Here is a 25,875-nt window from a genome sequence, read left to right on the forward strand (position 1 = left end):
GTCGTGGCCCGTGACACAGCGCGGCCAGGTTACCGCCCCTGCCCACGTCACGGCCGCGCGACCCGGTGGAGGTCGAGATCCACTCGAACGGGCGGAGCGGGCAAACCGAGGCGGACCCGCCGATGCGATGATCTTGGTGCGAACCGGCTGTAGCCGCACCCTGGGACCGTGCTCGAACGCGCCGGCGCTGTGGTCGGCCTGCTGCTGTCCCTGGCCGTCACGACCGGGCCCGGGCCGCAACCCGCGCCTGTCCCCGGGCCGCCACCGACCAGTGCTCCGGCCGCACCCTCTTCGGTGGCACCCGCTCCGGTGGCACCCGCTCCGGTGGCCGGCGCTCCGGTGGCACCCGCTCCGGTGGCCGGTGCTCCGGCGCCGACTCCGGTTGCGAGCGCTCCGGCCGCACCCGGCGGTCCGGCACCCGGCGCCTCGGCGCCCGGCGGTCCGGCACCCGGCGCCTCGGCGCCCGGCGGTCCGGCGCCCGGCCCCGAGTCGATGACGGTCGCCGGCCCGGTGGCCGGCCCGCGCCCGGTGGAGATCCCGGACCAGCGCAGCGAGACAGTGACCGCCTTCCGGCACCCCGACGGCGCACGCACCGTGGTGTTCTCCAGCGGGCCGATCCGGCTGCACCGCGGCGCCGCGTGGCTGCCGGTCGACCTGACCCTGCACCGCGATCCGGACGGCGGTATCCGGCCGATCGCGCACCCGGACACGCTGTGGCTCTCCGGCGGCGGGCACCCGGCCGACGCGGCGGCGGTCCGCGGCCCGGACGGCAGCAACATCGCGCTGCCCTGGAACGCCCCACTGCCGGCACCCCGGTTGACCGGCAGCCGTGCCGTCTACCCGAACGCGCGGCCCGGCGCCGACCTCGTCATCGAGGCCACCCGGACCGGTTTTGTGGCCACCCTGGAGTCGGTGACCGGCACCTCGACCCCGCTGGGGCGGGCAACCACGCCCGGAGCCGCCCGCCATCCCGCGCCGGCGGCCGCCGCGGCCCCACCGGTCGCGTCGGCTCCGGCCGCTACCCCGCCGGTCGCGCCTGCACCGGCCGCCCCACCGGTCGCGGCCGCCGAGCCGGCGCCGCCCTCGATCCTGCCGCCGGCACCGATGGCCGAGGCGCCCGCCGCCTCGCCCGCCACTCCCGCCGCCAGCGCCGGCGGCGCGCAAACTCCGGCCACGCCCGTCGCCGGGCAGATTGCCACGCCCGTCGCCGGGCCGACGGCCAGGCCCGCCGCCACGCCCACCGCCGCGCCCGCCGTCGCGCCGCTCACCCTGCGGGTCACCCATCCCGGTGCGACCGCCGACGCGCTGCCGGCGGCCACAACGCCCGAACTCATGACCGGGCCGCCCGGCGCGATCGCGGCCAAGGGGGTACTGAGCCGGGTGGTCGCCACCGCGGCCGGCCAGCTCAGCCTGCCGTTCAGTACGACCGTCCAGAGCACGGTGCCCGGCAGCGATCTCTCCGGTGACCCCGACATCAAGCTCGGCAGCTACGACGGCCACTCGGTGGCCAGGAGCTTCCTGTCCTGGGACCTGTCCCGGCTGCGCGGTCAGCGGGTGATGGCGGCCACCCTGCGGCTGTACGCGGACTGGTCGTCGTCGTGCCAGGCAAGTGGCTGGGAGGTCTGGGCCAGTCCGCCGGTCGGACCGGCGACCCGGTGGGCCAACCAGCCGGCCGGCGACCGGGCCTGGGCGAGCAGCACCGCCACGAACGGGCACGACGCGCACTGCCAGCCCGGCTGGACCAGCGTCGACCTGACCGATCTCGTGAAGGGCTGGGTCCAGGCCGGCGCGAGCAGCGGCACCGTGCTGCTGCGCGCCGCGAACGAGTCGGACCCGCTGAGCTGGAAGCGGTTCAGCTCCGGCGCCGGCCCGAACGTCCCGGCGCTCGGGGTCACCCTCGCGCCGTGACCCCGGACCGGGCTCAGCCGTCCCAGGCCTGCACGGCGAGCTGGCGGGTGATGAGCCCGTCCTGCAGGGTGGCGACCGTGGCGCACAGCACCGCTGTCCCGTCGGCGTAGCGGCAGTGCTCCACGAAGGACACCCGGTCCGGGGTGGCCATCAGGTCGGTCACCTGGTGCGTCATGTCCCTGCCCGCGATGTCGTGCAGCAGCGCGCCGATCTGCTCCGCGCCGCGCAGGACGGTGGGGTTCGATGGCGGGTGGTCGCGGTCGACGATGGTCAGCTCGGCGTCGGCCGCGTACCCGGCCAGTTGGGCGGTGGCGTCACAGCTCTCGATGGCCCGGCGGAACGCGGTCATGTCGATGGTGGCGGTGGCGGTCATGGCTGTTCTCCTGACGGTTGGTGGTGCGGTGCTCTCGTGGGCGGTCAGTAGGGACGGGACTGGCGGACGTCGAGGTTGCGGAACTCGGGCTCGCCGTCGCAGATCGCGCGCAGCTCGGCCAGGAACGTCGCGGTGGCCCGATGGCCGGAGTTCGCCATCGCCTCCGGGTAGCCGGGGAACTCGACCACCGCCAGGTAGCGGCCCGGCCGGTCCCGGTCGGCGGCGAGGATGGACCACCGGGTGGTGCGCGCGGTGCCGATCGTTTCGGCGAACCGGTCCTGGATGCCGTCGTACTCGGCGATCCGGTCGGTGTTGAACTCGAAGATCTGCACGAAAGCGCCGGGCCCGGACACGGCGCTGCCGCCGCTCACGGCCGGGCCTCGAACACGAGGTTGAACGGGGTTTGCGCGGCGCGGCGGAACTCGCGGAACCCGGCGGCCAGCACGACCTCGCGGATCGCCGCCTCGCCGGCCTGGGCGCCCAGCGCGTAACCGCCGTCCTGGGAGCGGGCGTTGGGCACGCACAGGTAGCTGGAGAAGGAGTAGAACGCCCGCCCGACCGGGTTCAGGTTCTCCTCGACGGTGTCCCCGGCGAACGGCTCGACGATGAGCCAGCTGCCGTCGCCGGCCAGTGCCTGCCGGATGTGCCCAGCGGCGGCCAGCGGGTCGCCCATGTCGTGCAGGCAGTCGAAGGTGGCCACCAGGTCGTAGCCGGTACCGGCGAACGCCTGTGCCGAGGCCACCTCGAAGCTCACCCGGTCGCCGACCCCGCTCTCCGCCGCGCGCTTGCGGGCCAGCTCGATCGACGTCTCGTGGTAGTCGGAGCCGACGATCGCCGCGTCCGGGTACCGCTGTGCGAGCAGCACGGTGGACGCGCCGAGCCCGCAGCCCACGTCGGCGATCCGCCCGCCGGCCAGCAGCTTCTCCTCCACGCCGGTCAGCGCGGGCAGCCAGCTCGACGTCAGGTTCGCCAGGTAGCCGGGGCGGAAGAACAGCTCGGTACCGGTGAACACGTCGGTGTGGTGCTCGTGCCACGCCATCCCGGCGCCGGTGCGGAACGCCTCGGTGATCTGCGACTCGGCGCGCAGCGCTCCCAGGGCCAGCACGAATGCCCCGGGCAGGTACACCGGTCCGTTCGGGTCGGCCAGCGCGAAGGCCTGCTCGGCGTTCATGCCGAACCGGCCGGACGCCGCGTCGTAGTCGACGTAACCGCCCGCGGCCTGCCCGCGCAGCCATTCGGTGAGGTAGCGCGGGTCGGCGGACACCCGGTCGGCCAGCTCCTCGGGGGTCGCGGGTCCCTCGGCGAGGGCCCGGTACAGCCCGAGCCGGTGGCCGGTGACGATGTTGCCGGCGGCCATGGTCGCCCCGAGGTCGCCGACGAATCGGCCGAGAAATTCCGTCAAACGCTGTTCGTCCACTGCCATGACGTGCTCCTGGTGGTTGTGGGTCGGACACCGGGCAGGGGGCTGAGCATCGGCGGACCCCGTCCGCGCACCGTCAACCCAGCGTCAACGGGCCGACCCACTACCTCCGTTCGGCGGAGACCGCCTGGGGCCACCCGCCGCTATCGTCGGCTCGTGCTGCGGGTGCGCCTGCTCGGTGAGCTGCGCGTGGAGCGGGACGGCGCCGAGGTGCCGCTGCCCGCCTCCGCCGCGCGGGTGCTCGCCTACCTGGCGCTGCGGCCCGACGCGGGCGACCGGGACACGGTGGCCGCGACGCTGTGGCCGGACACCGGCCGGGACAACGCGCGGGCCAACCTGCGCACCGCGCTCTGGTCACTGCGCCGGGCGCTCGGCGGCGACGCGGTGGTCGCGTCGCGAGGTTCGGTGCGCCTGAGCACCGAGCTGGTGTGCACCGATCTCGCCGAGCTGGCCGGCACCCCCCACGGCGACGCGGCCGCCACCGAGGCACTGTCCACCTCCGAGGCACTGTCCACCTCCGACGTGCTGTCCGGCCTGGACGACGAGTGGGCCGCCGAGGCACGCGCCGCGCACCGCGACCGGCAGGTCGAGCTGCTGGACCGGCTGGCCGAGCGCGCCGACGCCGCCGCCGACGTGGCCGGCGCGGTCCGCTGGTCCCGTCGCCGCTGCGCCGCCACCCCGCTGGACGAGCCGGCGCACCGCGCGCTGCTGCGCCGGCTGGCGGCGGCCGGTGACCGGGCCGGTGCGGTGCTGGCCGGTCAGGAGTTCACCGCGCGGTTGCGGACCGAGCTGGGGGTGGCGCCCGGGGCGGCGACCCGGGCGGCGCTGGCCCGGTTGCGCGCCGGACCGGCCGAGGCCCCCGCGCACGTGCACGCCGAACCGCCCCGAGGGCCACTGTTCGGCCGCGCCGGCGAGCTCGCGGCGCTCACCGCCGCGTGGTCGGCGGCGCGGGCCGGGGCCGGCCAGGTCGCGCTGATCACCGGCGAGGCGGGCCTCGGTAAGACCCGGCTGGTCACCGAGCTGGCCCGGCGCGCCGACAATGCCGGCGGTCGGGTCGCGGTCGGCGCCGGCATCGACATCGGCGGCGAGGCGCCGCTGGCGGTGTGGCTGGAGCTGGCCCGCGAACTGGCGCACGCGGTGCCGCCGCCACCGGCGGACGCTGTGTGGCCGCGCGAGCTGGGCCGGTTGGCGCCGGAGCTGGCGGCCGTGCTCGGCCAACCCGGGCCGCCGACGCCGGTCGCCGCCCCCGAGCTGGAGCGGGTCCGCATCTTCGACGGGGTGCTGCGGCTGGTGGAGTGGGCCGCCGAGGACCGCCCGCTGTTGCTGGTCGCCGAGGACGTCCACCGGGCCGACCGCGCCAGCATGGCCCTGTGCGCGCACCTCAGCCGGCGGCTGGCGCGGTTGCCGGTGCTGTTCGTGCTGACCCGCCGCGACCGCCCGGAACGGCCCGAGGCGGACGCGGTCGTCGCGGAGCTCATCGGCGCGGCGGTGCCGGTCACCGAGCTGGAGCTGCGCCCGCTCAGCGAGCGCGAGGTCGTCGCGATCGTGCGCAGTCGGGCCGGTGCGCTGCCCGAGCGGGACGTCCAGCGGGTGGTGGACGCCGCGGACGGCAACCCGCTGCTCGCGGTCGAGAGCGCGCGGGCACTCGCGGCCGGGCGGGACGAGCTGCCGCCCAGCCTGCGCGCCGGGGTGCGGGCCAGCCTGCGCACCCTGCCCTCGGCGGCCCGCGAGCTGGCCGAGACGGTCGCGGTGGCCGGCCGGGAACTGCGCCCCTGCGAGATCGCCGCGCTCGGCCTCACCGACCGGGCGACCGCCGAGCACCGGGCGCTGGACAGCGGGCTGCTGCGTCGCCGCGGTGGCGCCCTGGGGTTCCGGCACGCACTGCTGGCCGAGGCGGCCCGTGCCGACCTGGCCGACCCGACCGCCGTGTACCTGCGGCTGGCGTTCGCGGTGGAGGCGGCGGCGGAGGCGGAGACCGCGTTGGGCGCCGATGTGACCCCCGGTGCCGAGCCTCGGCACGCCGAGGTGGCGCGGCTGCTGGGGCGGGCGGACCGGGACGACCTCGCCGCGCCCCGCTGGTGCCGCGCCGCGGGGCACGCCCGCTCGGTCGGCGCACTGCCCGAGGCGGCCGCGTTCTGGGCCGAGGCGACGCGCTGCGCCCCGGCCGCCGCCGGCCCCTGGCTCGAGCTGGGCGAGGTGCACGCCTGGCTGGGCCGGGTGCCCGACTACGAGCGGGCCTGGCAGACCGCGCTCGGGTTGCTGACCCCGGCCGAGACACCCGCCGCCTGGTGTCGTCGCGGGCGGCTGCTGCGCGGGGTGATGTGCCACCCGGCCGGTTCGCTGGCCGCCTACCGCACCGCGCTGGAGCTGATGCCGGCCGTGCCGGACGCCGCGGTGCGGGCCGAAGCGCTGCTCGGGGTGGCCTGGGGTGAGGCGACGGCCGGCGACCCGGCACTGGTCGACGGGCTGCTCGACGAGGTCACCGGGCTGCTGCCGCAACCGGATGCCAGCACCACCGCCGACCTCGAAGGGGTCCGGCTGCACGCGCTGATCAGACTCGGCCGGTTCGACGAGTGTCGGTCGGTGGCGGACCGCGCCGGGGCGGCCGCCGTAGCGGCGCGCCGACCCGACCTGGCGTACGGGGCGTGGGTCAACGCCGCCTGCGTACTGGCCGCCGGCGGCGACCTGGCGGGCGCGCTGACCATGGCGGACCGCGCGATCGCCGCCGTCGACGGCATCGCGATGCTCACCGTTCGTTGCCTGGCCGCGCGCACCCACCTGCTGTCCCGGCTGGGTCGCCACGATGAGGCGACCGCGTGCGTGCGGGGTCAACTGGAGCTGGCCCGGCGACTGGACTCCGCCCCGCTGGAGGCGCTGACCTGGTACGACGCCGGCCTGGTCGCGCTGGCGGCCGACCAGTTCGGCGAGGCGGCGGCGCTGCTCGGGGACGCGCTGGACGCCGGGGCCGAGCTCAGCCGACCGGCCGCGCGGCTGGCCAGGGCGGAGGCGCTGGCCGCCGCCGGTGACCCGGAGCGGGCCGAGCTGGAGCTGCGCGCCGCGGTCTGCGAGCCGGTCGGGCCCGCTGACCAGGCCTGGGCGCTGGTGCCCCGGGCGGCCCGGGTGCAGGGCCTCGTCGCGCGCGCCCGCGGCGACCGGGCGGTGGCCAGGGCCCGGCTGCGCGAGGCGGCGGCCGGCTGGCGGCGGCTGCGCCCACCCCGGCTCGGCGACTCGCACCTGGCGAACCTGGTCGACCTGGGCCGGCCGCCGGTGGTCGGGTTGGTCGAGCCGGACCGCGAGCTGGCCAGGGTGTGCGCGGAGCTCGCGGACCTCGGCGACCACGTCGACCACGTCGACTTCGGCGACCACGGCGGTGAGGTGAGCTGATGCCTGGCTTCGAGCTGAGCGGGCGGTCCCGGGCCCCGGTGGAGGAGGTCTGGAAGCTGCTCTACGACCCGAGCCGGTTCCCGGAGTGGTGGGCCGGTGTGGAGACGGTGCAGTCGCCCGCCACCGAGCCCGACGAGTACGTGCTGTGGCCGACCGGCTACCCGGACTTCCCGATGCCGCAGCGGTTGCGCGGCAGCCGCGCCGAGGGCCGGGTGACGATCTCCTGTCAGATCTCCGACCTGGAGTTCAGCTGGCAACTCACCCCGGACGGCGACGGCACCCTCATCCAGGTCACGGTTGCGCTGCCCGAGCGGGAGGCGCACCGGCTGACCGGCCAGCGTGAGGTGATCACGACCTCACTGGGCCGGCTCGCCCAGCTCGCCCAGGTCGAGGCCGGCTGAGCCTCGGGGTCAGCGCTCACCCCGCCGGCCCGCGACGAGGTCCGCGACCCGCTCCAGGGTGTCGATGAACGCGGCCCGCTCGGCCTCGGGCAGATCGGCGAGCAGCCGCGCCTCGAGGCGGCGGATCGCACTCTGACAGGCGGTCACCAGCTCGGTGCCGGCGTCGGTGAGCTGGATGATCCGGTTCCGCCGGTCCGCCGGGTCCGGGATACGGCGCAGCAGGTCACGCGACTCCAGCCGGTCCAGGATCGGGATCAGCCGGGTCGTGTCGCGCCCCGTGTGGGCGGCCAGCCTGGCCTGGGACTGCACCGGGCCGTCGCGCAGCGCGACCAGCACCACGTAGTCCCACATCTGGACACCCAGCTCGGCCAGCACCGGCAGCTCGGCGGCCACCATCGCCTGGCCGAGCCGGACGAAGGTGGCACCGAGGTCGTGACGCTGCCCGGTCATGGACGGACCATAACCGCTGGACAATTCATCTACCTCTGTAGATAATCTACTCATGGAGATTATTGATTCGCGCCCGTTGCACCGTCGCGCCCTGGAGCTGGCCACCGGCATGGTCGATCGGGTCGGCCCGGCCGACGCGACCCGCCCCACGCCGTGCCCGCCGTGGGACCTGTCCGCCCTGCTCGGACACATGATCGGCCAGAACCACGGCTTCGCCGCCGCCCTAGAAATCAGCACCGGGATCAGCACCGGGATCAGCACCGGGATCAGCACCGAGGCCGACGTGTCGGTGTCTGCGTTCGCGCCCCGACCGCCCGGACCGGACCTGGTCAGCGAATGGAAGGCCTCCACCGACCGGCTCACCGCGGCCTTCGACGGGGCCGACCTGGCGCGCCCGGTGCTGCTGCCCGAGATCAGCGAGCAGTTCCGGTTCCCGGCCGCCATGGTGATCGGCTTTCACCTGCTGGACACCGTGGTGCACGGCTGGGACGTGGCCACCGCGCTGGGCCTGGACTACCGACCGGACGACGAGCTGGTCGCCAGCACGCTGCGGATCGCCGAACAGGTCCCGGACGGGCCGGTCCGCGAGCAGCCGGGTGCCTCGTTCGCCCCCGCCCTCCCGGCCCCCGACGGAACCGACCCCTGGCCCCGCGCACTGGCCCTGCTCGGCCGCCCGCCGCGCTAGACCGCCACCCCTACTCGGCCCGCACAGACCTGCCGCGGGCCGCACAGCCCGTACAACCCCTGTGCGGCCGGCACCCGCTCTGTGCCGCCGGGAAGGGGGTGCGCGCTACTCGCCCCGGATGGCCCGGCGGAGCTTGGGGACGCGCTCGGCCAGTGCCCGCTCGGCGCCTCGGCCGGCCGGTTGGTAGTAGTCCTTGCCGACGAGCTCGTCCGGCGGGTACTGCTGGGTGAGCACACCCTCCGGGACGCCGTGCGGGTAGCGGTAGCCGATCGCGTTGCCGAGTCGGGCGGCACCGGCGTAGTGGCCGTCGCGCAGGTGCGGCGGCACCGCGCCGACCGCGCCGGCCCGCACGTCGGCGATCGCGGCGTCCACCGCCATGATCACCGCATTGGACTTGGGCGCGGTCGCCAGGTGGACGGTGGCCTGCGCGAGCGCCAGCCGCGCCTCCGGCATGCCGACCAACTGGACGGTCTGCGCGGCCGCCACCGCGACCGGCAGCGCTGTCGGGTCGGCCATCCCGATGTCCTCACTGGCGTGCACCATCAGCCGCCGCGCGATGAACCGGGGGTCCTCGCCGGCCACGATCATGCGGGCCAGGTAGTGCAGCGCGGAGTCGACGTCGGAGCCCCGGATCGACTTGATGAACGCGCTGATCACGTCGTAGTGCTGGTCGCCGTCCCGGTCGTAGCGCACCGAGGCCTCCTCGACCACGGTGCGCACGGTCGCGGCGTCGATCACCGGTTCGGCCCCCTCGGCGACCAGCGCGGTGGCGGCGTCGGCGGCCGCCTCCAGCACGGTCAGCGAGCGGCGGGCATCGCCGGCGGACAGCCGGACGAGCTGCTCGCGGGCCTCGGCGGTCACCCCGACCCGGCCGCCGAGCCCGCGCGGGTCGGTCACCGCCCGGTCCAGCACGACGCCGATGTCCGCGTCGGTCAGCGACTCCAGCTTCAGCACCAGTGAGCGGGACAGCAGCGGGGTGACCACCGAGAACGACGGGTTCTCCGTCGTCGCCCCGACCAGCAGCACCAGCCGGTCCTCCACGGCGCCGAGCAGCGCGTCCTGTTGGGTCTTGGAGAACCGGTGCACCTCGTCGATGAACAGCACCGTGGTCTGCTCGGTGCGGTCCAGGCGGCGGCGGGCGTCGTCGATCACCGCGCGCAGCTCCTTGACCCCGGAGGAGAGCGCCGACAGCGCCACGAAGTGTCGCGAACCGTGCCCGGCCATCAGCCGCGCGATGGTGGTCTTGCCGGTCCCCGGTGGCCCGTAGAGCAGCACCGATGCCGGCGCGGCGCCCTCGACCAGCCTGCGCAGCGGCGCGCCCTCGGTCAGCAGGTGCCCCTGCCCGACCACCTCGGAGAGCTCGCGCGGGCGCATCCGGACGGCCAGCGGGGCGGTGGCCGACGGCTCGGACCCGGGCCTCGACCCGGCGCCGGCCGCGGCGCTGGAGGCGGCACTGTCGATATCGATGTCGAACAGACCGTCGTTCGTCGGACCACTCACGGCCCCGACGCTACGCCAGCGGCCGGTCAGGGCATGCCCTGACCGGCCGCTTCGCGCGCCGGCAAACCGGCACGAGTACGTCTAGGCCGCCATCGGCGGGGCGCCGCCGGGCGGCTGGTCATCGTCACCGTTGCGCCCGGAACGCCCGCGCCGCCGGTCCAGCACCTCCGCCCGGTACCGCTCGCGCTCGACGGCGAGCAGCTTGCGCTCCTCGGTCAACCGGCGCACCTCCTCGGCGGTGCGCTTGCGCAGGGTCCGCTCCCGGGCCGCGTCCGCCGATCGACCGGCCAGGAAGGCGGCGAAGACCAGGAAGCCGTACGCGAAGATCATCCAGTAGGTCCACATGGGAGGCCTCCGTTCTTGGAGGTGCACTTTGGGCAGCTGAATGGTCGCATCCTCCTGTTCGGTTGAAATCTGCCTAACAGGTGAAAACCACTGAAAAGTTGACTACATTCAGTCAGTACGTGTCGTATCGCCAGAAGCTTGCGTATGGACCGCGTCGGCGGGCACACTCGCCGGAGCCGCCAGGAAGGCCCGCCCCCATGCACCTCGCCGCCCAGATGCCACCCGCGAAGATGGGCTCGCGCGGCCTGATGGAGCTGCGGATCGCGCGCAAGATCGCCGCCCTGAGTGGCATCGCCGGCGATCCGGAGAGCTCCGAGGATGCCGGCGGGGGGCGCGCCTGGCTGTCGGACTACCGGCAGCTGACGATGACCGAGCTCACCCTGGGCGCTCCGGTGCGCGCCAAGTCCGAGGACCCGCTGATCAGCGACAGCGGGGCGTTCACCCGGGACGGGCGGCGTTTCGTCGCGGTCAACGGGTCGAAGGTGGCGTACCTGCCGATCCCGAACGTCGCGCTGGCGAACTACGGCCCGGACACCAAGGCGGCCCTGGTGCTCACCGGCGCCAACCGGGTCCTCGAGCCGGTCGCCGACGCGGTGCTGACCGCGATGGAGCACCTGCTCGCCGGACTCGACGACCAGTTGCTGCTGGTCGCGGTCGCGCAGTGCCTGCTGCAGGAGGTCTTCCAGGCCCAGCCCGTGCTGGTACTCAACGGTGTCCAGGCCGGCATCATCCAGCGCGCCCTGATGCTGCCCACCTCGATGGTCCAGTCCGACGAGGACGGGCCGCGCGAAGTGGCCAGGGTCGAGCTCGGCTGGCCGAAGGACGAGCAGTGGGACTCCCCGAGGGACCTCGCCGTGGTCTACCAGCTGTGGGACGCACTGGTCGCGCGCGGCACGCTGTTCGACTCGCTCGGCCAGCCGGTGCCCGCCGACCCGGACCAGAAGCCGTACCTGCGCCCGCTGCCGCTGTCCCGCTTCGAGCAGGACGGCCTGAACACCAGCACCGGCGACGCCGAGGCGCGGATGCGGCTGCTGGTCCGGCTGCGGGACAGCAGCGAGTCCCAGCTGGCCGGCAGCACACCGGGCGCGCCGCGCTGCCGGCTCTGGGTGCGCCGCCCGGCCGGCCGCAACCCCTGCGCCGAGGTCGTGGTGCCCCGCCAGCGGCAGATCGAGGTGCTGCTCGCGGTGACGGCCGACCGGCTCGAGCTGAGCCACCCCGACGAGCCGGCCGACGACGAACGCGTGATGGCACTGCCCCGCCTGGACCCCGCCGACTGGGTCGAGGAGAGCCTGCTGCGGCGCCGCGCGGTGCTGCTCGCGCACTACTACGCGATCCGGGCGGCCGGCTGGATCGGTGGGATGACCGCGCTCGGCCGCCGCCGGGACCGCACCGAGTGCGTGCAGCGCTGCGCCATGCTGGTCGACGCCGCCCGCCAGCTGCTGGACACCGACGACCCGCTGCGCGACCGGCTGGTCGTGTTCGGCCTCGGCTACCAGCTCCCCTACGACGCGACGCTGGGCAACGCGGTGGCCTACTACCCGGAGCTGGCGGCGACGGTGGACCGGGTGATCGACCGGGTGGCGCGCACCGGGTTCGGCCAGGCCGACCTCGTCGAGCAGCTCGAGCTCGTGCTGTTCGACCTGAACAACGCGCGCCGGGCGGCCAGCCGGGGCGTGGTGACCGAGCCGAGCACCGAGCGGTTGACCGCCGACATGCGCCGCTGGTGGCAGGTGGCCCGCGAGCTGCGCGACCAGCTGATCGCCGACGAGAGCGAGCGGACCTACCTGGACCACGACTACGCGGCGTTCCTGATCGAGTCCGACGACGCCGCCGAGGTGCTGAGCGGGCTGGACCTGCTGCAGCGGGTCACCCCGGAGCGGGAGCGGGCCGCCGAGCGGGAGGGCCGGTGGAGCAGCCTGCGGGTCGCCTACCGGAGCTACCTGCACGGGCTGGCCGTCGGGCTGGACCGCGACCTCGACCCGGCGCTGCGCACCGACTGGGCCGCCGAGGCCGTCCAGGTCGCCGCCCAGGTACGCGAGCACCCCGAGACCCGCGCCTATCTCGACCGCCGCAGCCGGACCCGCCCCGGTGGGCCACCGCCCCGCCTGGACCGGGCGGTGTTCGCGCTGCTGCTCGACCTGGCCGGGGCCTGGGTCGCCGCCGTGCTCAGTGGCGCGCTGCCGGCCGCGGCCGCCGACGGTGCCGCTGGGCAGGCCGATCTGGCGGTCAAGGAGATGAACGACTACCTCGCCACCGTCCGGGGTGAGCAGGACACCGGGGCGCCGGGCGTGCTCGCCATGCCACTCGCCCAGGCCGACGAGCTCACCCGCCGCTGGCTGGGAGCCCGGAGTAGCGACTGACCGGCAACGGGGCCGATCGGGGTCGCGGTTAAGGTCGGGTCCGTGCGCGAGATCCTGGACATCCTGGCCCGTGACGGGCACGCGACCGCCGAGCGGATCGCCACCATGACCGACATCCCGGAGGAGACCGTCCGGGAGCGGATCAGCGCATGGGAGGCAGCCGGCATCATCCGCCGGTACAAGGCGGTGGTGGACTGGGACCGGTACAACAGCGCCGGCCCCACCGACCTGCCGGAGACCATCACCGCGTTCATCGACGTCTCGCTGGTGCCGTCGCGCGGGGTCGGCTTCGACGACGTGGCCGCGCGGATCTCCCGCTTTCCCGAGGTGCGATCGGTCTACCTCGTCTCCGGCAGCCAGGACCTGCGCTGCACGGTGACCGGCACCAGCCTGCGTGACATCAGCGAGTTCGTCTCGCAGAAGCTGTCCACCATCGACCGGATCCGCTCCACCGCCACCCACTTCGTGCTCAAGACCTACAAGCGCGACGGCGACGCCTTCCTCGAGCCGGATGCCGACCACCGGCTGCCGGTCGTCCCGTGAGAGGCCGGCGACCGTGAAGCCGCTGAACAGCGTGATCTCCGCCTGCCCGCCCTCGGGTATCCGGCGGTTCTTCGACATCGCCGCGCAGCGTGCGGACGTGATCTCACTCGGCGTCGGCGAACCGGACTTCGTCACCCCGTGGCGGGTCCGGGAAGCGGGCATCTTCGCCCTGGAACACGGCGCCACCACCTACACCTCCAACGCCGGGCTGCTCCGGCTGCGCGAGCTGATCTGCGCCGAGCTGGCCGGCCGCTACCAGGTCGAGTACGCCCCGGACGGGGACTGCGTGATCACCGCGGGCGTGTCGGAGGGACTGGACCTGACCCTGCGGGTGCTGCTCGAACCGGGCGAGGAGGTGATCGTCCCTGAGCCCTGCTACGTCGCCTACCGGCCGTGTGTCTCCTTCGCCGGCGGGCGCCCGGTCCCGGTGCCGACCAGCGCCGAGGACGGCTTCCGGCTGCGGATCGACGCCATCGAGGCCGCCGTCACCGACCGCACCAAGGCGATCCTGATCGGCTCCCCGGCCAACCCGACGGGCGCGGTGCAGAGCCGGGAGGACCTGGCCGCGCTGGTCGAGCTCGCGGTCCGGCACGACCTGTACCTGATCTCCGACGAGATCTACGACCGGCTGACCTACACCGGCGCGCACACCTGTCTGCCCTCGCTGCCCGGAGCCAAGGAGCGAACCGTGCTGCTCGGCGGGTTCTCCAAGGCGCACGCGATGACCGGCTGGCGGGTCGGCTACCTGTGCGCGCCGCGACCGGTCGCCGAGCTGGCACTGCGGATGCACCAGTACACGATGCTGTGCGCGCCGCACGTGTCCCAGCTGGCCGCCGTGGAGGCGCTCACCTCCGCCGGTGCCGAGGTCGACGAGATGGTGGCCGACTACGACCGCCGGCGCCGGGTGTTCGTCAAGGGCCTGCGCGAGATCGGGCTGGACTGCCCGGAGCCCGGCGGGGCGTTCTACGCGTTCCCGTCGATCCGCTCCAGCGGGCTGGACTCGGAGACCTTCGCGGAGCGCCTGCTGCACGCGGAAGGCGTCGCGGTGGTCCCCGGCAACGTCTTCGGTGCCCCCGGAGAGGGACATATCCGCTGTTCGTACGCCACCGCACTCCCTCTTTTGGAAGAAGCATTGGAACGAATGGGGCGGTTCTTGCGACAGTGTTCGTGAGCAGGTTCGTGAGCAGGTTCGTGAGCAGGTTCGTGAGCAGGTCCGTGAGCAGGTCCGTGAGCAGGTCCGTGAGCAGGTCCGTGAGCGGGGACGGCACCGTCGGGTGGAGAGCATCGGTGGCACCCCCTAGAGTGATGGCCGACCACTGATCGTCTTCAGTGGCGGAGATGGGGGGATCTCCATGCCGGACCCCGACGCCGCATGGAACCGTGCGCCGGGCCGTGCTGAGCGGCGCTGGCGCAGGTTCAGCGCCTCGCTGCCGATGCGGACGGCGCTGTTCGCGGTCGGCTCGGTCTGGATCCTCGGGTGCGTCTGGTCCTACCAGGAGCAGAGTGCGTTCGCCGCGTCCAAGGGCTTCACGTTCCCGCACCTGCTGCCGCTGGTGATCGACGGGTTCGCGGTGTCGATGGCGGGGGTGGCCTGGGCCGCTTCGCTCGATGCCCGGCCGGCGATCCCGGCCCGGCTGGCCACGCTGGTCGCGGTCGCGGCCTCGTCGGCGAGCAACGGTGTCTGGGCGTACCTGCGCGCCAACCACGACATGGTCACCGTGGTGCTCGGCGTGACGGTCCCGATCGCGGCGAACCTGGCCTTCGAGGTACTGCTCGCCGAGCTCCGCCGCCAGGTACAACGCCGGCGGGGGCTGCCGCCGCCGGTCGCGGTGCCCTACCCCCGGATGATCCGGATCGTCCTGGCGCCCTGGCAGACGTTCCGCACCTGGCGCGCGGTGGTCCTGGAGATCACCGCGATGGACCACGCGGTGTCCCGGCCGGAGAACGTGCAGCACGCCGAGCCGGGCATTCCGCCGACCGCCACCGCCGTGCCGGCCGCGCGGGCCACCGCAGGGCCCGCCACGACCGCGACGGTGACCCGGGCGGCCCGGCCGGCCGCCGCCCAGGTGAACGGCCGCGCCGACACCGCGCTGCCCGCCGCCGCGCACCCGCCCGCCGAGCCCGCCCGTGCCCAGTCCGGGCACTCCCAGCCCGCGTACGCCGAGTCCCCGTACGCCGACGCGCACGCCGAGCCCCGGTACGCCCGGTCGCCGTACGGTGAGTCGAGGTACGCCGAGCCCGAGTACGGCCAGCCCGAGTACGCCCAGCCCGAGTACGCCCAGCCCGAGTACGCCCAGCCCGAGTACGCCCAGCCCGAGTACGCCCAGCCCGAGTACGCCCAGCCCGAGTACGCCCAGCCCGAGTACGTCGAGTCTGATCACCGCCAGCCCGCGTACGCCGAGCCCGCGCAGACCGCCAGCTTTCAACACACTGAGCACCCACCGGTAACCGACCCGAGGACCACGGGCCCGACGGTCAGCCAGCCCGTCGCCGTCGCCCAGCCGGCCCCGGTCGCCCAACCGGCACCGGTCAACCAGCCCGGCGCCATGCCAGCTGTGCGCCCGACGCCCGCGCGACCCGCCGCTCCGGCGGCACCGCAACAACCCGGCCGGCCCACCCAGGCCCCGCCGACGGCGCAGCGGGTACCCGCGCGGCAGACGCCCGCACGGCAGGCCCAGGACTCAGAAACCGACACCGACTCCGGCTCGGGGCAGGACCGGCGCCCGATCGATCCCCGGGTCGTGCAGTTGGCCCAGCACCTGGCCAACACCGAGGACACCAGTGAGCTCACCGGCGAGCAGGTCGCGAAGCTGCTCAACATCGACGTGGCGCCGCGCACCGGCCGGCGGTTGCTGGGTCAGGCCCGGGAGCTGGTCAGCCGGCGCGCCCAGGCCGAGACTGACGGCGTGGAGGATCCCGAGCTCAGCGTGATCGGCGGGCGGTAGGCCGCCCTCCGTCACCGTTTGACCCCACCCACAAGGAGTTCCCGGCCGCCCCGGCGGCGGCGGCGGCGGGCGGCGGGCGGCGGCGGGCGGCGGGCGGCGGCGGGCGGCGGCGGGCGGCGGGCGGCGGCGGCCTCTTGTTACCGAACTACACAGGAGGCAGGTCGGGAGCGCCAAAAACCTGCCTGGTGTGCAGCTCGGTAACAACAGAACGCGGTGCCCCGGGCTGGCGGCCGCCGGGCGTCGGCGGCCGCCCCACGAGCCGGCCACCCGCTCGCTCTGGAGCCGCGAGGCTGACCGCACACCCGTTCGGTACGCCGCACACCCGCTGCAGTGGATGTGCGGCGCACACGCCAGGTGCGCGGTGCGCACGACGCTGTGTGCCGCCGCGCGGCGGCCAGCCCCAGCGGCGGCCAGCCCCCAGCGGCGGCGGCCGCCACCCGCTCGCTCTGGAGCCGCGAGGCTGACCGCACACCCGTTCCGTACGCCGCACACCCGCTGCAGTGGATGTGCGGCGTACACACCGGGTGCGCGGTGCACGGTGCGCGGTGCGCTGTGCGCCCCTGTGCGGCGCCCCCGTGCGGCGCCCCCGTGCGGCGCCCCCGCGCGGCGCCCCCGCGCGGCGCCCCCGCGCCCCGCGGTGCGCGGTTAGTCCCGGCAGCGGCGCCGGTCCCGCCAGGCGATCGAGGCGGCGTAGGGCACCAGGTCACGCCCGCGCCGCCACAGCCACGGCAGGCCCTTGAACAGCAGCCACAGCAGGTGGTGCGCGGCGCTGATCTCACGCCCGCCGGCCCTGGCCATACCAACCGGTCTCGGCACCGCGAACCCGGCGTCGGTGAGCAGCTCACCGAAACCGCGCGCCAGCAGCCGATGACCCAGCTCGGAAGGATGCAGCCGGTCCACACTCCAGGTGGCGCGGTCGTAGCCGCCGGGCAGCTCGTGCAGGTCGAGGCAGCCGATCCGGTGCCGCGCCGTGATCGCGTCGGTGACCGCGTTGAGCTCGCCGATCCGGTCGCGCAGCGCGCGGCGCAGCGAGCCGGGCAGCCAGAACACCTGGCTGTGGTCGTGGAACCGGACGGTCAGCACGGTGGCGCCGACGGCCCGGAGCCCGGTCACCACCGCGTCGTAGTCGGCGTCCAGCCCCGCCGCGTCGAAGTCCGAGCGCAGCGTGTCGTTCATCCCCACCACCAGCACCGCGACGTCCGGGCGGAACCGCAGCGCCACGGCCAGCTGACGGTCGCGCACGCACGCCATCCGCGCGCCGGGGAAGGACACGTTGGCGTAGCGCACACTGTCGCGCTCGCCCAGTGAGTCGAGTAGCAACGGCCCGAACCCGCGCCAGCCACCGCCGGGCAGCGGGTCGCCGATACCGACCGGGGTGGAGTCGCCAAGGACGACCAGGCTGCGCACTGCCCTCGAGAGCTCGACGGACGCGGGGTCCGGCAGCGGAGTGATGATCTCAGCGGTCACGTCTGCACACGATCACGCGTCTGGGCTCACCCCCGGTGATAACCGGATGACGCGTTGTGGACCGCTTGCCGAACGGTCGGTGCCAGGGCCGGTTCGCGGGCCTATCGCGGCCCTTTCGGGGTGTTCAGCGCCCGATTTCGGAACGCCGGGAACAGCGGCAGCTCGGCGGGGCCGTCGCCGAGGCGCTTGCCCAGCGCCGTCACCATGGACTCGGCCAGCTCGACCGTGCCGGCCCGGTTGCCGATCGCGGCGTCCCGGGCGAGCAGCGTCCAGTAGTGCGCCAGCGCGAGCAGCGACCTCGGCGAGCGGGTGGCGTCCCGACCGATCAGCGCGTTCTCCGCCAGCGCCTTGGGCAGCAGCTGCAACGTGCACAGCCACACCCACAGCAGCTGCGCGTCCAGCAGCCTGGCGGCCAGCCGGGCCGGCTCGCCGAGGTCGGGCCACACCTGCACCACCTCCGAGCGCCAGGCCGCGAGCATCGCCTCGGGCATGCCGGCCGGCATCGCGAAGCTGCTCTCACAGCCCGGGAACGGCACCCGGGTGTACGCCGCGTCCAGCATCACGTCCCGGAAGCAGCCCCACTCGAAGTCCACGAACCGGACACCCCTGCTGGTCACCAGGTTGTTGTCCGGGCAGGTGTCGGACGGGCTGAACGCGCGGTACCGGGTGCCGCCGAGCAGTCGGGCGGTCGCGTGCGCCTCCCGCGCGGCCTCCGCGCTGACGGTGACCCCGAGCTCGGCGGCGACCAGCTCGGGCACCGACGCCAGCGCCATCCGGGCCTCAACGGCCATCGGGTCCCGCCAGGACCGCTCCCCCATCCGGCGCAGCAGCGCGTCGAAGTCGTGCTCGCGGCCGGCGGTGACCGCATGCAGCCGGCCGAGGGCCCGCGCCCAGGTGAGCAGGCAGCGTTCGGCCGCGGCGGCGTCGCTGCCGAACAGCTTGTCGGCGAGGGTGGACGAGCGGCCAAGGTCCTCCAGCACCAGCAGCCGGTTCGCCGGGTCGTGCGCGACCAGCTCGGGGCTCGGCCGGTCCCCGGACAGCGCGGTGAACAGCTGGCAGCTGGCCGCCTCGTGCCGGAACCGGTCCGCCCGGCCGGGCGTGGGGTCACGCTGGTAGTGCTTGATCACCAGGCTGCGCGGCAGGCCGAACGGATTCTCCGCGACCCGCGCCCGCAACACCACGGACCGGGCGCTGCCGCCGCCGAGGTCCTCCGGGTCGGCCAATGTCACAGTCGCCCCGTACCGGCGTGTGAGGAGCTGCTCGGCGAGGTTGAGTGCGCGTACCACGACCAATGAGGTCGTCGTCGTGTCGGCCGGCCGAGGACCGGCGGCGGGACGGATCATCGCCTCCGACCCTACCCGCCGGAGTGCCCCGGCCCTACCTTTCCGTGATTCCCGCCCGCCCGGGACAACCAGAGAACCGGCACCGCGGCGAGCACGATGCCCACCAGGGTTGATCAGGACCCCTCCTACCCGGCGGCCGGCCCGGATGCCTGGTCAGGCTTGGGTTCGGGTTTCGCCGGTACCGCGTCGATGCCGGCCTCCTTGCGCTGCTCGGGGGTGATCGGCGCGGGTGCCGAGGTGAGCGGGTCGTAGCCGCCGCCGCTCTTCGGGAACGCGATCACCTCGCGCAGTGAGTCGGCACCGGTGAGCAGCATGCAGGTGCGGTCCCAGCCGATCGCGATGCCGCCGTGCGGCGGCGGGCCGTAGTTGAACGCGTCGAGCAGGAAGCCGAACTTCTCCCGTTGCTCCGCCTCATCCATGCCGAGCAGCGCGAACACCCGTTCCTGCACGTCCGAGCGGTGGATACGGATCGACCCGCCGCCGATCTCGTTGCCGTTGCAGACGATGTCGTAGGCGTAGGCCAGTGCCTGGTCGGGCGCCTCCTCGAAGCGGTCCATCCAGTCCTCGTTGGGCGAGGTGAACGGGTGGTGCACGGCGGTCCAGCCCAGCTCGTTGCCATTGTCGTCGCGGATCCGCTCGAACATCGGCGCGTCCACCACCCAGACGAACGACCAGGCGCTCTCGTCCACCAGGCCGCACCGCTTGGCGATCTCACCCCGGGCCGCGCCGAGCAACGCCCGGGCGTCGGACGGGTGACCGGCGGCGAAGAAGATGCAGTCCCCCGACCGGGCGCCGACGGCCTTGGCCAGCCCGTCCTTCTCGGCGTCGGACAGGTTCTTCACCACCGGGCCGCGCTCGTCGACCGTGCCGTCCTCGCCGATCAGCACGTAGGCCAGACCGCGGGCGCCGCGCTGCTTGGCCCACTCCTGCCAGGCGTCCAGCTGGCGGCGGGCCTGCGACGCGCCACCGGGCATCACCACGGCGCCGACGTACGGGTTCTGGAACACCCGGAAGCCGGTGTTGGCGAAGTAGTCGGTGAGGTCGGTCAGCTCGAGGTCGAACCGCAGGTCGGGCTTGTCGCTGCCGTAGCGGGCCATCGCCTCGGCGTAGGTCAGCCTGGCGATCGGGCGCGGGACCTCGTAGCCGGCCAACTCCTTCCAGAGCGCGGCCACGACCTCCTCGCCCAGCTCGATGATGTCGTCCTGGGTGACGAAGCTGGCCTCGATGTCCAGCTGGGTGAACTCGGGCTGGCGGTCGGCCCGGAAGTCCTCGTCCCGGTAGCAGCGGGCGATCTGGTAGTACCGCTCCAGCCCGGCGACCATCAGCAGCTGCTTGAACAGCTGCGGGCTCTGCGGCAGCGCGTACCAGGAGCCGGGCCGCAGCCGGGCCGGCACCAGGAAGTCGCGGGCGCCCTCCGGGGTCGACCGGGTCAGCGTCGGGGTCTCCACCTCGACGAAGTCGCGCTCGTGCAGCACGTTCCGGGCGATCCGGTTGGCCTCGCTGCGCAGCTTGATCGCGGCGGCCGGGCCGGACCGGCGCAGGTCCAGGTAGCGGTACTTGAGCCGGATCTCCTCGCCGACCTCGGTGTGCTCGTCCAGCGGGAACGGCAGCGGGGCCGACTCGCTGAGCACGGTCAGCTCGGTGGCGGTGACCTCGATCGCGCCGGTGGGCAGCTCGGGGTTCTCGTTGCCGGCCGGGCGGGTCGAGACCTCGCCGGTGATCTGGACACAGAACTCGGCGCGCAGCCGGTGCGCGCGCTCGGCCATCTCGCCCTCGCGGAACACCACCTGCGACACCCCGGAGGCGTCCCGCAGATCGATGAAGATCACCCCGCCGTGATCGCGGCGGCGGGCGACCCAGCCGGCCATCGTCACGGTGTTACCTGCATTTTCGGCGCGCAGCGCGCCGGCGGGGTGGGTACGAATCACGGTTTGTGAGGTTAGCTGGCCGCCCCCGGGGGTCGGCCAGCAGGTTTCGCCTCAGCGCTTGACACCGGGTAGCTGTCGGAACGTGTCAGGCAGGAACGTGCCAGGTGGGTCAGCCGGAACGGTCCGGGCCGGCCTTGGTCATCTCGATGCGCACCAGCACACGGCGCTCCGCCACCATGGCGGCCCGGTAGTCGTCCCAGTCCGGGTGCTCACCCGAGATGTCCCGGTAGTAGTCCTCCAGCCCGGGCAGCGCATCGGGAAGCGACACGACCTCGGAACGCCCCTCCAGCTGCACCCAGCGGCCGTAGAACTCGTCCGGGAACACGCACACCCAGACCCGGGGGTCGCGCCGCAGGTTGCGCACCTTGTAGGCGGTCTCCCGGCTGCTCACCAGGATGTGCCCGGCGGCGTCCACCCCGGCTGTCACCGGGGACAGCTGCGGCGTGCCGTCCGACTTGAGCGTGGCCAGCACCGCGTGGTGGTGGTCCCGCACGTACTTCCGCGCCTCGTCGAGATCCATGCTCCAGACCCTAGTCGCGCGCGAGGACCTCAGGCGTCGGTCGGGGCGGCGCCGGAGTTGCGCGCGGCCCACGGCCGCAGCACCGCGTACACCGCCGCGGCCAGCACGAAGCCGACCAGGAAGGCGATGTCCCCGAGCCCCGGCACCGCCTTGGCGACCAGGCCGGTGAAGTCGGTCTGGTTGGAGAACAGCGGTACCGACACCGCGATGCCGACCAGCATGGCCACCGGCCCGGCCCAGTTCCGGTACCACTTCGCGTAGAGCAGCTGGTCGATCGGCTTGCCCCGGCGCAGGTACTGGTCGGTGAACATGACACCCAGCCACGGCCCGATCCAGTAGGCGATGACCAGCAGGAAGCTCTCGTACTTGCTGCCCGCGTCCTGCAGGCCGGACCAGGCCAACAGGAAGCCGACGATGCCGAACACCACCGCGACGAGGGCGCGGCGGAAGGTCAGCGGCAGGTTGATCCCGAGGGTGAGGAAGGACATTGTGCCCGAGTAGATGTTGATCACGTTCGCTGAGACGGCACCGAGCACGATGGCCAGCAGGGTCAGGGCGGCCAGCCAGCCGGGGAGCTGGCCGGTGAAGGTGCTCGTCGGGTTGTCCGACATCCCGCTGGCGGTGACCGAGGCCGCGCCGACGATCTCCAGCACCATGCAGGAGATGAACACCCCGAGCCCGGCCCAGATACCGGTCATCTTGGCGCTGACCGTGGCGGGCAGGTAGCGGGTGTAGTCCGCAGCGTAGGGGTTCCAGCCGGCGGCGTAGCCGAACGCCGCGCCGGTGGTGAGCAGGAAGCCGCCGGGCACCGGGTGGCTGGCGGCCGCCGGGTGCGCCTTGGCCAGCAGCACCACCGAGGTGATCAGGAACACGATGCCGAGGAAGATCAGCGCGTACTTCTCGAACGCCTGCACCAGGTTGTGCCCGAAGAACGCCACCAGCACCTGGGCCAGCACCACGATCACCAGCGCGAGGAGCGTCGGCATCTTGGTCAGCGTGCTCAGCGCGAAGGCACCGCTCACGCTGTTGACCGCGAACCAGCCGACGCCGGCGGTGATCGAGTTCAGCCCGGCCGGCAGCGCGTTGCCGAAGAAGCCGAAGCTCACCCGGCTGAGCACCATCTGCGGTACGCCGTGCTTCGGCCCGCGCGCGGAGAGCACGCCGTGGGACAGCGAACCCAGCACGTTGCCGATCAGCAGGGCCAGCACCGCCTGCCAGAAACCGAGGCCGAACACCCCGACCGCGAGGATGCCGAGGAAGACGGTGGCGAACTCGAGGTTCGGCGAGGTCCAGGTCCACAGCAGCTGCAGCGGCCGGCCGTGCCGGTCACCGGTGGGGATGAACTCCACCCCGCCGGGCTCGACGGCGCCGATCTTGTCCCCGTAGACACCGGGCCGGACGGGTTCGCCAGCCACCGCACCGGTCGAGTCCACAGAGTCTGTCGTCAGGTCAGCCAACGGAGATCGCCGCCAATTTCGCTCGCAGGGAGTCCTTCAGCACCGTCACGATGTCTCCTCGCCGATGTCCTCGAACCACAGGTCCGGCCGGGCGGCGATGAACTCGGTCATCAGCCCCACACAGCGGGGGTCGTCCAGCGTGGTGACCCGAACCCCGTGCTCAGCCAGCCAGTCCTGGCCGCCGTAGAAGGTGCGGTTCTCCCCCACGATCACCTCGCCGATGCCGAACTGGCGGACCAGCCCGCTGCAGTACCAGCACGGCGAGAGCGTGGTGACCATGATCGTGTCGGAGTAGCCGGGGCGGCGGCCGGCATTGCGGAACGCCGCCGTCTCCGCGTGCATCGAGGGGTCGTCGTCCTGCACACGGCGGTTATGCCCCCGACCGAGCAGCTGGCCGGACCGGTCGAACAGGGCGGCCCCGATGGGCACCCCACCCTCGGCGAGGCCGGCCCGGGCTTCCTCGAGAGCCACCGCGAGCAGCGTCGTCGGGTCCGTGGCGCTGAGCTGAACCATGGGCATACCCTCAGCGACCGATCCCGCTGACGCAATGGTCGGAGTGCTTCGATCGGGTAAATTTGGCCAGCATCACGTGCCGTCCGTCAGGTGGTTGCGGCTACAACAACGCCAACTGTTCACCCCCTCCGGTCGTCGGCCCGGGGCCAATCACCCCCGAGGGGAAACTGGCCGCACCGTCGCCCGGCATCCCGCCGGACGCGCCTGGGCGGGCCAGCCCGTGCCGGCGCAGCAGTGGCCCCACCCGGGCGCCCAGCGCCTCCCGGTAGCGCCGGTCGACATAGGCACCCCGGGCGTAGAGCCGCCGGTACGGCTCCAGCAGCCCCGGGTACGACTTGGCCAACCAACCCAGGAACCACTCCCGGGTGCCCGGGCGCAGGTGCAGGGCGAGCACCGTGGCTCCGCTGGCGCCGGCCGAGGCGATCTGGCCGAGCAGCTCGTCGAGCGCCTCGGTCGAGTCGGTGAGCAGCGGCAGCACCGGGGCCACCATCACCCCGCAGGACAGCCCGGCGTCGGTCAACCGGCGCACCAGCTCCAACCGGGCCGCCGGCGACGGTGTGCCCGGCTCGAGGCTGGCCTGCAGCTCCCGGTCGGCCAGCGCGATCGACACACCCAGCCCCACCGACACGTCCGCCGACACCGAGGCGAGCAGCGGTAGGTCCCTGGCGAGCAGGGTGCCCTTGGTGAGCACCGAGAACGGTGTGCCGGAGCGGGCCAACGCCCTGATCACCCCCGGCATCAACCGGTACCGACCCTCCGCGCGCTGATACGGATCGGTGTTGGTGCCCATCGCGACGTGCTCACGACCCCACCGCCGGGACCGCAGCTCGTGCTCCAGCACCCTGGCCACGTTGACCTTCACCACCACCTGCCTGTTGAAGTCCTCCCCCGCGTCCAGGTCCAGGTAGGTGTGCGTGTTCCGAGCGAAGCAGTTATGGCTGACCACGCCGTCGGCGACGAAGTCGCCGGTGCCTGTTGTGATGTCGTACATCGGCAGTGTGAGTCCTAGCGGCTCGATCCCGACCACGCCCAGGTTGGCATCGTTCTTGATTGCCTCACCCTCGGTGTCCCGTTTTCGAGTGATCGCCGGGTCGACCGCATGGAAGAACCGCATTCGGTCGACCTGGCCACCGAGGAGGCGGATGGTCCGAACACCGTTCGCCTTCACGACATCCTCGACCCAGCGGAAACCGAGTCTGTTCAGCGCTCCGACCGTCCATCCGATGATGTCCGGATCGGCGTTGGAGATACGGAGAATGCCCCGCGAGCAGCTGCCTTCGGCGTCGAAGATCCCCGCCAGAAAGCCCCGTATCCAGTCCTCGTCCGGCACCGTAGGCCACCGGAGCAGGCCGCGTACCGTTTCCACACCGCGCCTGGACTGGTTGCGAATGGCGTTGATAGGGCGTCGCGCTCCCTTCGCCGCGGCGAAGGCGAACTCATCCGTCGGCACCCCGTGGTCCGCGAGGTAGAAGCGGGACCGCCGGAGCGCCTCTCCGTCGACCAGGGCCAGCCGGAAACGGTGAACGTCGGCGGGCCCACGCCCGGGCCGCTCATACGAGTAGCTGCCGACATGTCCGTCACCCTGGATCATCCCGAACAGGTAACCGCGTTCGTAGGACTCGGACTTCGTCGGCCCGGCGGCGAATCTGCCGGTACCCAGCAAAGAGTTGCCGGTGGTCAGGTAGGGGCGCCTCCCCGCGCCACACATCCCACCGGTGACGTGCTTCCAACCCCGCTCGGTGAGAAAGCGGTGATCACCGCTGGTGACAAGCTCTGTTCCGTCCGCGAGGGTGACTCGAAAGGCCGTCTTTACTGTCGCCCAATGAGCGAGGACGGTCGTCCGCACATACCGGCGGTACGGGCCACGCCGCTCGGTCCCATAGATCTCGTCCCCGACCCGCAGTTCGGCGAGCGCGCGGACACGTCCGTCAGCGAGCAGCACTGGCGTCTCACCGACCGCGCAGTAGGTGCACGCATGGCTGCAGCCCCGGTACGGGTTGATCGTCCAGCCGAACGGCATCGCACCGGCGGGCACCTTGTTCAACGCCGAGCGGGCCTCCACCTCGTGGAACACCATCCCCGCGAACTCCGGCGTGCGGACCGAACGCAGATAGCCACCCATCCCGGGCAGCACCGCGGCGGAACCGACCCCGTCCGCCCCGACCTCCTGGTTACCCCACCGCATGCCTCTATTCGAACATATGTTCGCATCAGGTGCAATCCGGTGCGCCCATGTCCTTCGTTTTGCCGGCCACCGGGACTAAGGTCGAAAATTCCGCGCTGGAAGCGACGTGGGAGGGGGAGCGGCTCCGGATCTTCCAAAGGAGCGGCCA

Annotated in this window: 21 protein-coding genes; 8 read left to right on the plus strand and 13 right to left on the minus strand. The window is 73.3% G+C overall.

What is annotated here, in order from left to right; genetic code table 11:
• The first annotated feature begins 168 nt into the window (after positions 1 to 168).
• Positions 169 to 1,908, plus strand: coding sequence for a DNRLRE domain-containing protein (locus ACTXG6_RS39115; protein WP_445184350.1), 1,740 nt, complete (start codon positions 169 to 171; stop codon positions 1,906 to 1,908).
• Positions 1,909 to 1,921: 13 nt separating this feature from the next.
• Here the strand turns inward: ACTXG6_RS39115 and ACTXG6_RS39120 are convergent, their stop codons facing one another.
• From ACTXG6_RS39120 to ACTXG6_RS39130, 3 genes are read right to left on the minus strand one after another with little or no spacing between them, the layout of a single operon-like run.
• Positions 1,922 to 2,281, minus strand: a complete 360-nt coding sequence (locus ACTXG6_RS39120; protein ID WP_445184351.1) for a nuclear transport factor 2 family protein — start codon at positions 2,279 to 2,281, stop codon at positions 1,922 to 1,924.
• Between the two features lie 44 nt (positions 2,282 to 2,325).
• Positions 2,326 to 2,652, minus strand: coding sequence for a hypothetical protein (locus tag ACTXG6_RS39125; RefSeq protein WP_445184352.1), 327 nt, complete (start codon positions 2,650 to 2,652; stop codon positions 2,326 to 2,328).
• The gene (locus ACTXG6_RS39130; RefSeq protein ID WP_445184353.1) at positions 2,649 to 3,704 is read right to left on the minus strand and encodes a class I SAM-dependent methyltransferase; all 1,056 of its coding nucleotides are present in this window, start codon (positions 3,702 to 3,704) and stop codon (positions 2,649 to 2,651) included. Before ACTXG6_RS39130 ends, ACTXG6_RS39125 begins: the two co-directional genes overlap by 4 nt.
• A 153-nt stretch (positions 3,705 to 3,857) precedes the next feature.
• Here ACTXG6_RS39130 and ACTXG6_RS39135 point away from each other — a divergent pair, with 153 nt between their 5' ends.
• Both ACTXG6_RS39135 and ACTXG6_RS39140 read left to right on the plus strand, forming a co-directional pair.
• Entirely contained in the window at positions 3,858 to 7,085 is a 3,228-nt protein-coding gene (locus tag ACTXG6_RS39135; RefSeq protein ID WP_445184354.1) for an ATP-binding protein, read from the plus strand.
• Positions 7,085 to 7,486 (plus strand): SRPBCC family protein, encoded by a 402-nt coding sequence (locus tag ACTXG6_RS39140; protein WP_445184355.1) that lies wholly within the window; start codon positions 7,085 to 7,087, stop codon positions 7,484 to 7,486. The genes ACTXG6_RS39135 and ACTXG6_RS39140 overlap by 1 nt, the downstream gene beginning before the upstream one ends.
• A 9-nt stretch (positions 7,487 to 7,495) precedes the next feature.
• On the opposite strand, the gene ACTXG6_RS39145 is transcribed toward ACTXG6_RS39140, so the two are convergent.
• Positions 7,496 to 7,936, minus strand: a complete 441-nt coding sequence (locus ACTXG6_RS39145; RefSeq protein WP_445184356.1) for a MarR family winged helix-turn-helix transcriptional regulator — start codon at positions 7,934 to 7,936, stop codon at positions 7,496 to 7,498.
• Between the two features lie 52 nt (positions 7,937 to 7,988).
• Here ACTXG6_RS39145 and ACTXG6_RS39150 point away from each other — a divergent pair, with 52 nt between their 5' ends.
• A complete protein-coding gene (locus ACTXG6_RS39150; RefSeq protein ID WP_445184357.1) occupies positions 7,989 to 8,621 on the plus strand; it encodes a TIGR03086 family metal-binding protein in 633 nt (210 codons plus the stop codon).
• A gap of 105 nt (positions 8,622 to 8,726) precedes the next feature.
• Here the strand turns inward: ACTXG6_RS39150 and ACTXG6_RS39155 are convergent, their stop codons facing one another.
• Entirely contained in the window at positions 8,727 to 10,121 is a 1,395-nt protein-coding gene (locus ACTXG6_RS39155; protein ID WP_445184358.1) for a replication-associated recombination protein A, read from the minus strand.
• Positions 10,122 to 10,202: 81 nt separating this feature from the next.
• Positions 10,203 to 10,466 carry a hypothetical protein gene (locus tag ACTXG6_RS39160; protein WP_445184359.1) on the minus strand — a complete coding sequence of 88 codons (264 nt, stop codon included), beginning with the start codon at positions 10,464 to 10,466 and terminating at the stop codon, positions 10,203 to 10,205.
• Between the two features lie 197 nt (positions 10,467 to 10,663).
• Between ACTXG6_RS39160 and ACTXG6_RS39165 the strand changes: the two genes are divergently transcribed.
• From ACTXG6_RS39165 to ACTXG6_RS39180, 4 genes are all read left to right on the plus strand, one after another.
• A complete protein-coding gene (locus ACTXG6_RS39165) occupies positions 10,664 to 12,826 on the plus strand; it encodes a hypothetical protein (RefSeq protein ID WP_445184360.1) in 2,163 nt (720 codons plus the stop codon).
• A 42-nt stretch (positions 12,827 to 12,868) separates the two neighbouring features.
• Positions 12,869 to 13,369, plus strand: coding sequence for an Lrp/AsnC family transcriptional regulator (locus tag ACTXG6_RS39170; protein ID WP_445184361.1), 501 nt, complete (start codon positions 12,869 to 12,871; stop codon positions 13,367 to 13,369).
• 13 nt (positions 13,370 to 13,382) lie between these two features.
• Positions 13,383 to 14,540, plus strand: a complete 1,158-nt coding sequence (locus ACTXG6_RS39175) for an aminotransferase class I/II-fold pyridoxal phosphate-dependent enzyme (RefSeq protein ID WP_445184362.1) — start codon at positions 13,383 to 13,385, stop codon at positions 14,538 to 14,540.
• 181 nt (positions 14,541 to 14,721) lie between these two features.
• Positions 14,722 to 16,314, plus strand: a complete 1,593-nt coding sequence (locus tag ACTXG6_RS39180) for a DUF2637 domain-containing protein (RefSeq protein WP_445184363.1) — start codon at positions 14,722 to 14,724, stop codon at positions 16,312 to 16,314.
• A gap of 645 nt (positions 16,315 to 16,959) precedes the next feature.
• Here ACTXG6_RS39180 and ACTXG6_RS39185 read toward each other — a convergent pair.
• The 7 genes from ACTXG6_RS39185 to ACTXG6_RS39215 form a co-directional block, all read right to left on the minus strand.
• A complete protein-coding gene (locus ACTXG6_RS39185) occupies positions 16,960 to 17,781 on the minus strand; it encodes an SGNH/GDSL hydrolase family protein (RefSeq protein WP_445184364.1) in 822 nt (273 codons plus the stop codon).
• Positions 17,782 to 17,882: 101 nt separating this feature from the next.
• Positions 17,883 to 19,124, minus strand: a complete 1,242-nt coding sequence (locus ACTXG6_RS39190; protein ID WP_445184365.1) for a hypothetical protein — start codon at positions 19,122 to 19,124, stop codon at positions 17,883 to 17,885.
• A 125-nt stretch (positions 19,125 to 19,249) separates the two neighbouring features.
• Positions 19,250 to 21,052 carry an aspartate--tRNA ligase gene (gene aspS / locus ACTXG6_RS39195; RefSeq protein WP_445184366.1) on the minus strand — a complete coding sequence of 601 codons (1,803 nt, stop codon included), beginning with the start codon at positions 21,050 to 21,052 and terminating at the stop codon, positions 19,250 to 19,252.
• 109 nt (positions 21,053 to 21,161) lie between these two features.
• Complete coding sequence (locus tag ACTXG6_RS39200; RefSeq protein WP_445184367.1) at positions 21,162 to 21,572, minus strand: PPOX class F420-dependent oxidoreductase; 411 nt, start codon at positions 21,570 to 21,572, stop codon at positions 21,162 to 21,164.
• A gap of 29 nt (positions 21,573 to 21,601) precedes the next feature.
• Positions 21,602 to 22,987, minus strand: a complete 1,386-nt coding sequence (locus ACTXG6_RS39205; protein ID WP_445184368.1) for a purine-cytosine permease family protein — start codon at positions 22,985 to 22,987, stop codon at positions 21,602 to 21,604.
• 87 nt (positions 22,988 to 23,074) lie between these two features.
• Positions 23,075 to 23,542, minus strand: a complete 468-nt coding sequence (locus tag ACTXG6_RS39210) for a nucleoside deaminase (protein ID WP_445184369.1) — start codon at positions 23,540 to 23,542, stop codon at positions 23,075 to 23,077.
• Positions 23,543 to 23,642: 100 nt separating this feature from the next.
• Complete coding sequence (locus ACTXG6_RS39215; RefSeq protein ID WP_445184370.1) at positions 23,643 to 25,727, minus strand: intein-containing Rv2578c family radical SAM protein; 2,085 nt, start codon at positions 25,725 to 25,727, stop codon at positions 23,643 to 23,645.
• Positions 25,728 to 25,875: the final 148 nt, after the last annotated feature.

This window comes from Pseudonocardia sp. Cha107L01 (assembly GCF_052566575.1).

What these genes read in the sequence shown, in the direction of transcription:
- ACTXG6_RS39120 (WP_445184351.1), bottom strand. Translation starts at nt 2,281, where the DNA reads ATGACCGCCACCGCCACCATCGACATGACCGCGTTCCGCCGGGCCATC.
- ACTXG6_RS39130 (WP_445184353.1), bottom strand. Translation starts at nt 3,704, where the DNA reads ATGGCAGTGGACGAACAGCGTTTGACGGAATTTCTCGGCCGATTCGTC.
- ACTXG6_RS39140 (WP_445184355.1), top strand. Translation starts at nt 7,085, where the DNA reads ATGCCTGGCTTCGAGCTGAGCGGGCGGTCCCGGGCCCCGGTGGAGGAG.
- ACTXG6_RS39145 (WP_445184356.1), bottom strand. Translation starts at nt 7,936, where the DNA reads ATGACCGGGCAGCGTCACGACCTCGGTGCCACCTTCGTCCGGCTCGGC.
- ACTXG6_RS39150 (WP_445184357.1), top strand. Translation starts at nt 7,989, where the DNA reads ATGGAGATTATTGATTCGCGCCCGTTGCACCGTCGCGCCCTGGAGCTG.
- ACTXG6_RS39160 (WP_445184359.1), bottom strand. Translation starts at nt 10,466, where the DNA reads ATGTGGACCTACTGGATGATCTTCGCGTACGGCTTCCTGGTCTTCGCC.
- ACTXG6_RS39165 (WP_445184360.1), top strand. Translation starts at nt 10,664, where the DNA reads ATGCACCTCGCCGCCCAGATGCCACCCGCGAAGATGGGCTCGCGCGGC.
- ACTXG6_RS39180 (WP_445184363.1), top strand. Translation starts at nt 14,722, where the DNA reads ATGCCGGACCCCGACGCCGCATGGAACCGTGCGCCGGGCCGTGCTGAG.
- ACTXG6_RS39190 (WP_445184365.1), bottom strand. Translation starts at nt 19,124, where the DNA reads ATGATCCGTCCCGCCGCCGGTCCTCGGCCGGCCGACACGACGACGACC.
- ACTXG6_RS39200 (WP_445184367.1), bottom strand. Translation starts at nt 21,572, where the DNA reads ATGGATCTCGACGAGGCGCGGAAGTACGTGCGGGACCACCACCACGCG.
- ACTXG6_RS39210 (WP_445184369.1), bottom strand. Translation starts at nt 23,542, where the DNA reads ATGGTTCAGCTCAGCGCCACGGACCCGACGACGCTGCTCGCGGTGGCT.
- ACTXG6_RS39215 (WP_445184370.1), bottom strand. Translation starts at nt 25,727, where the DNA reads ATGCGGTGGGGTAACCAGGAGGTCGGGGCGGACGGGGTCGGTTCCGCC.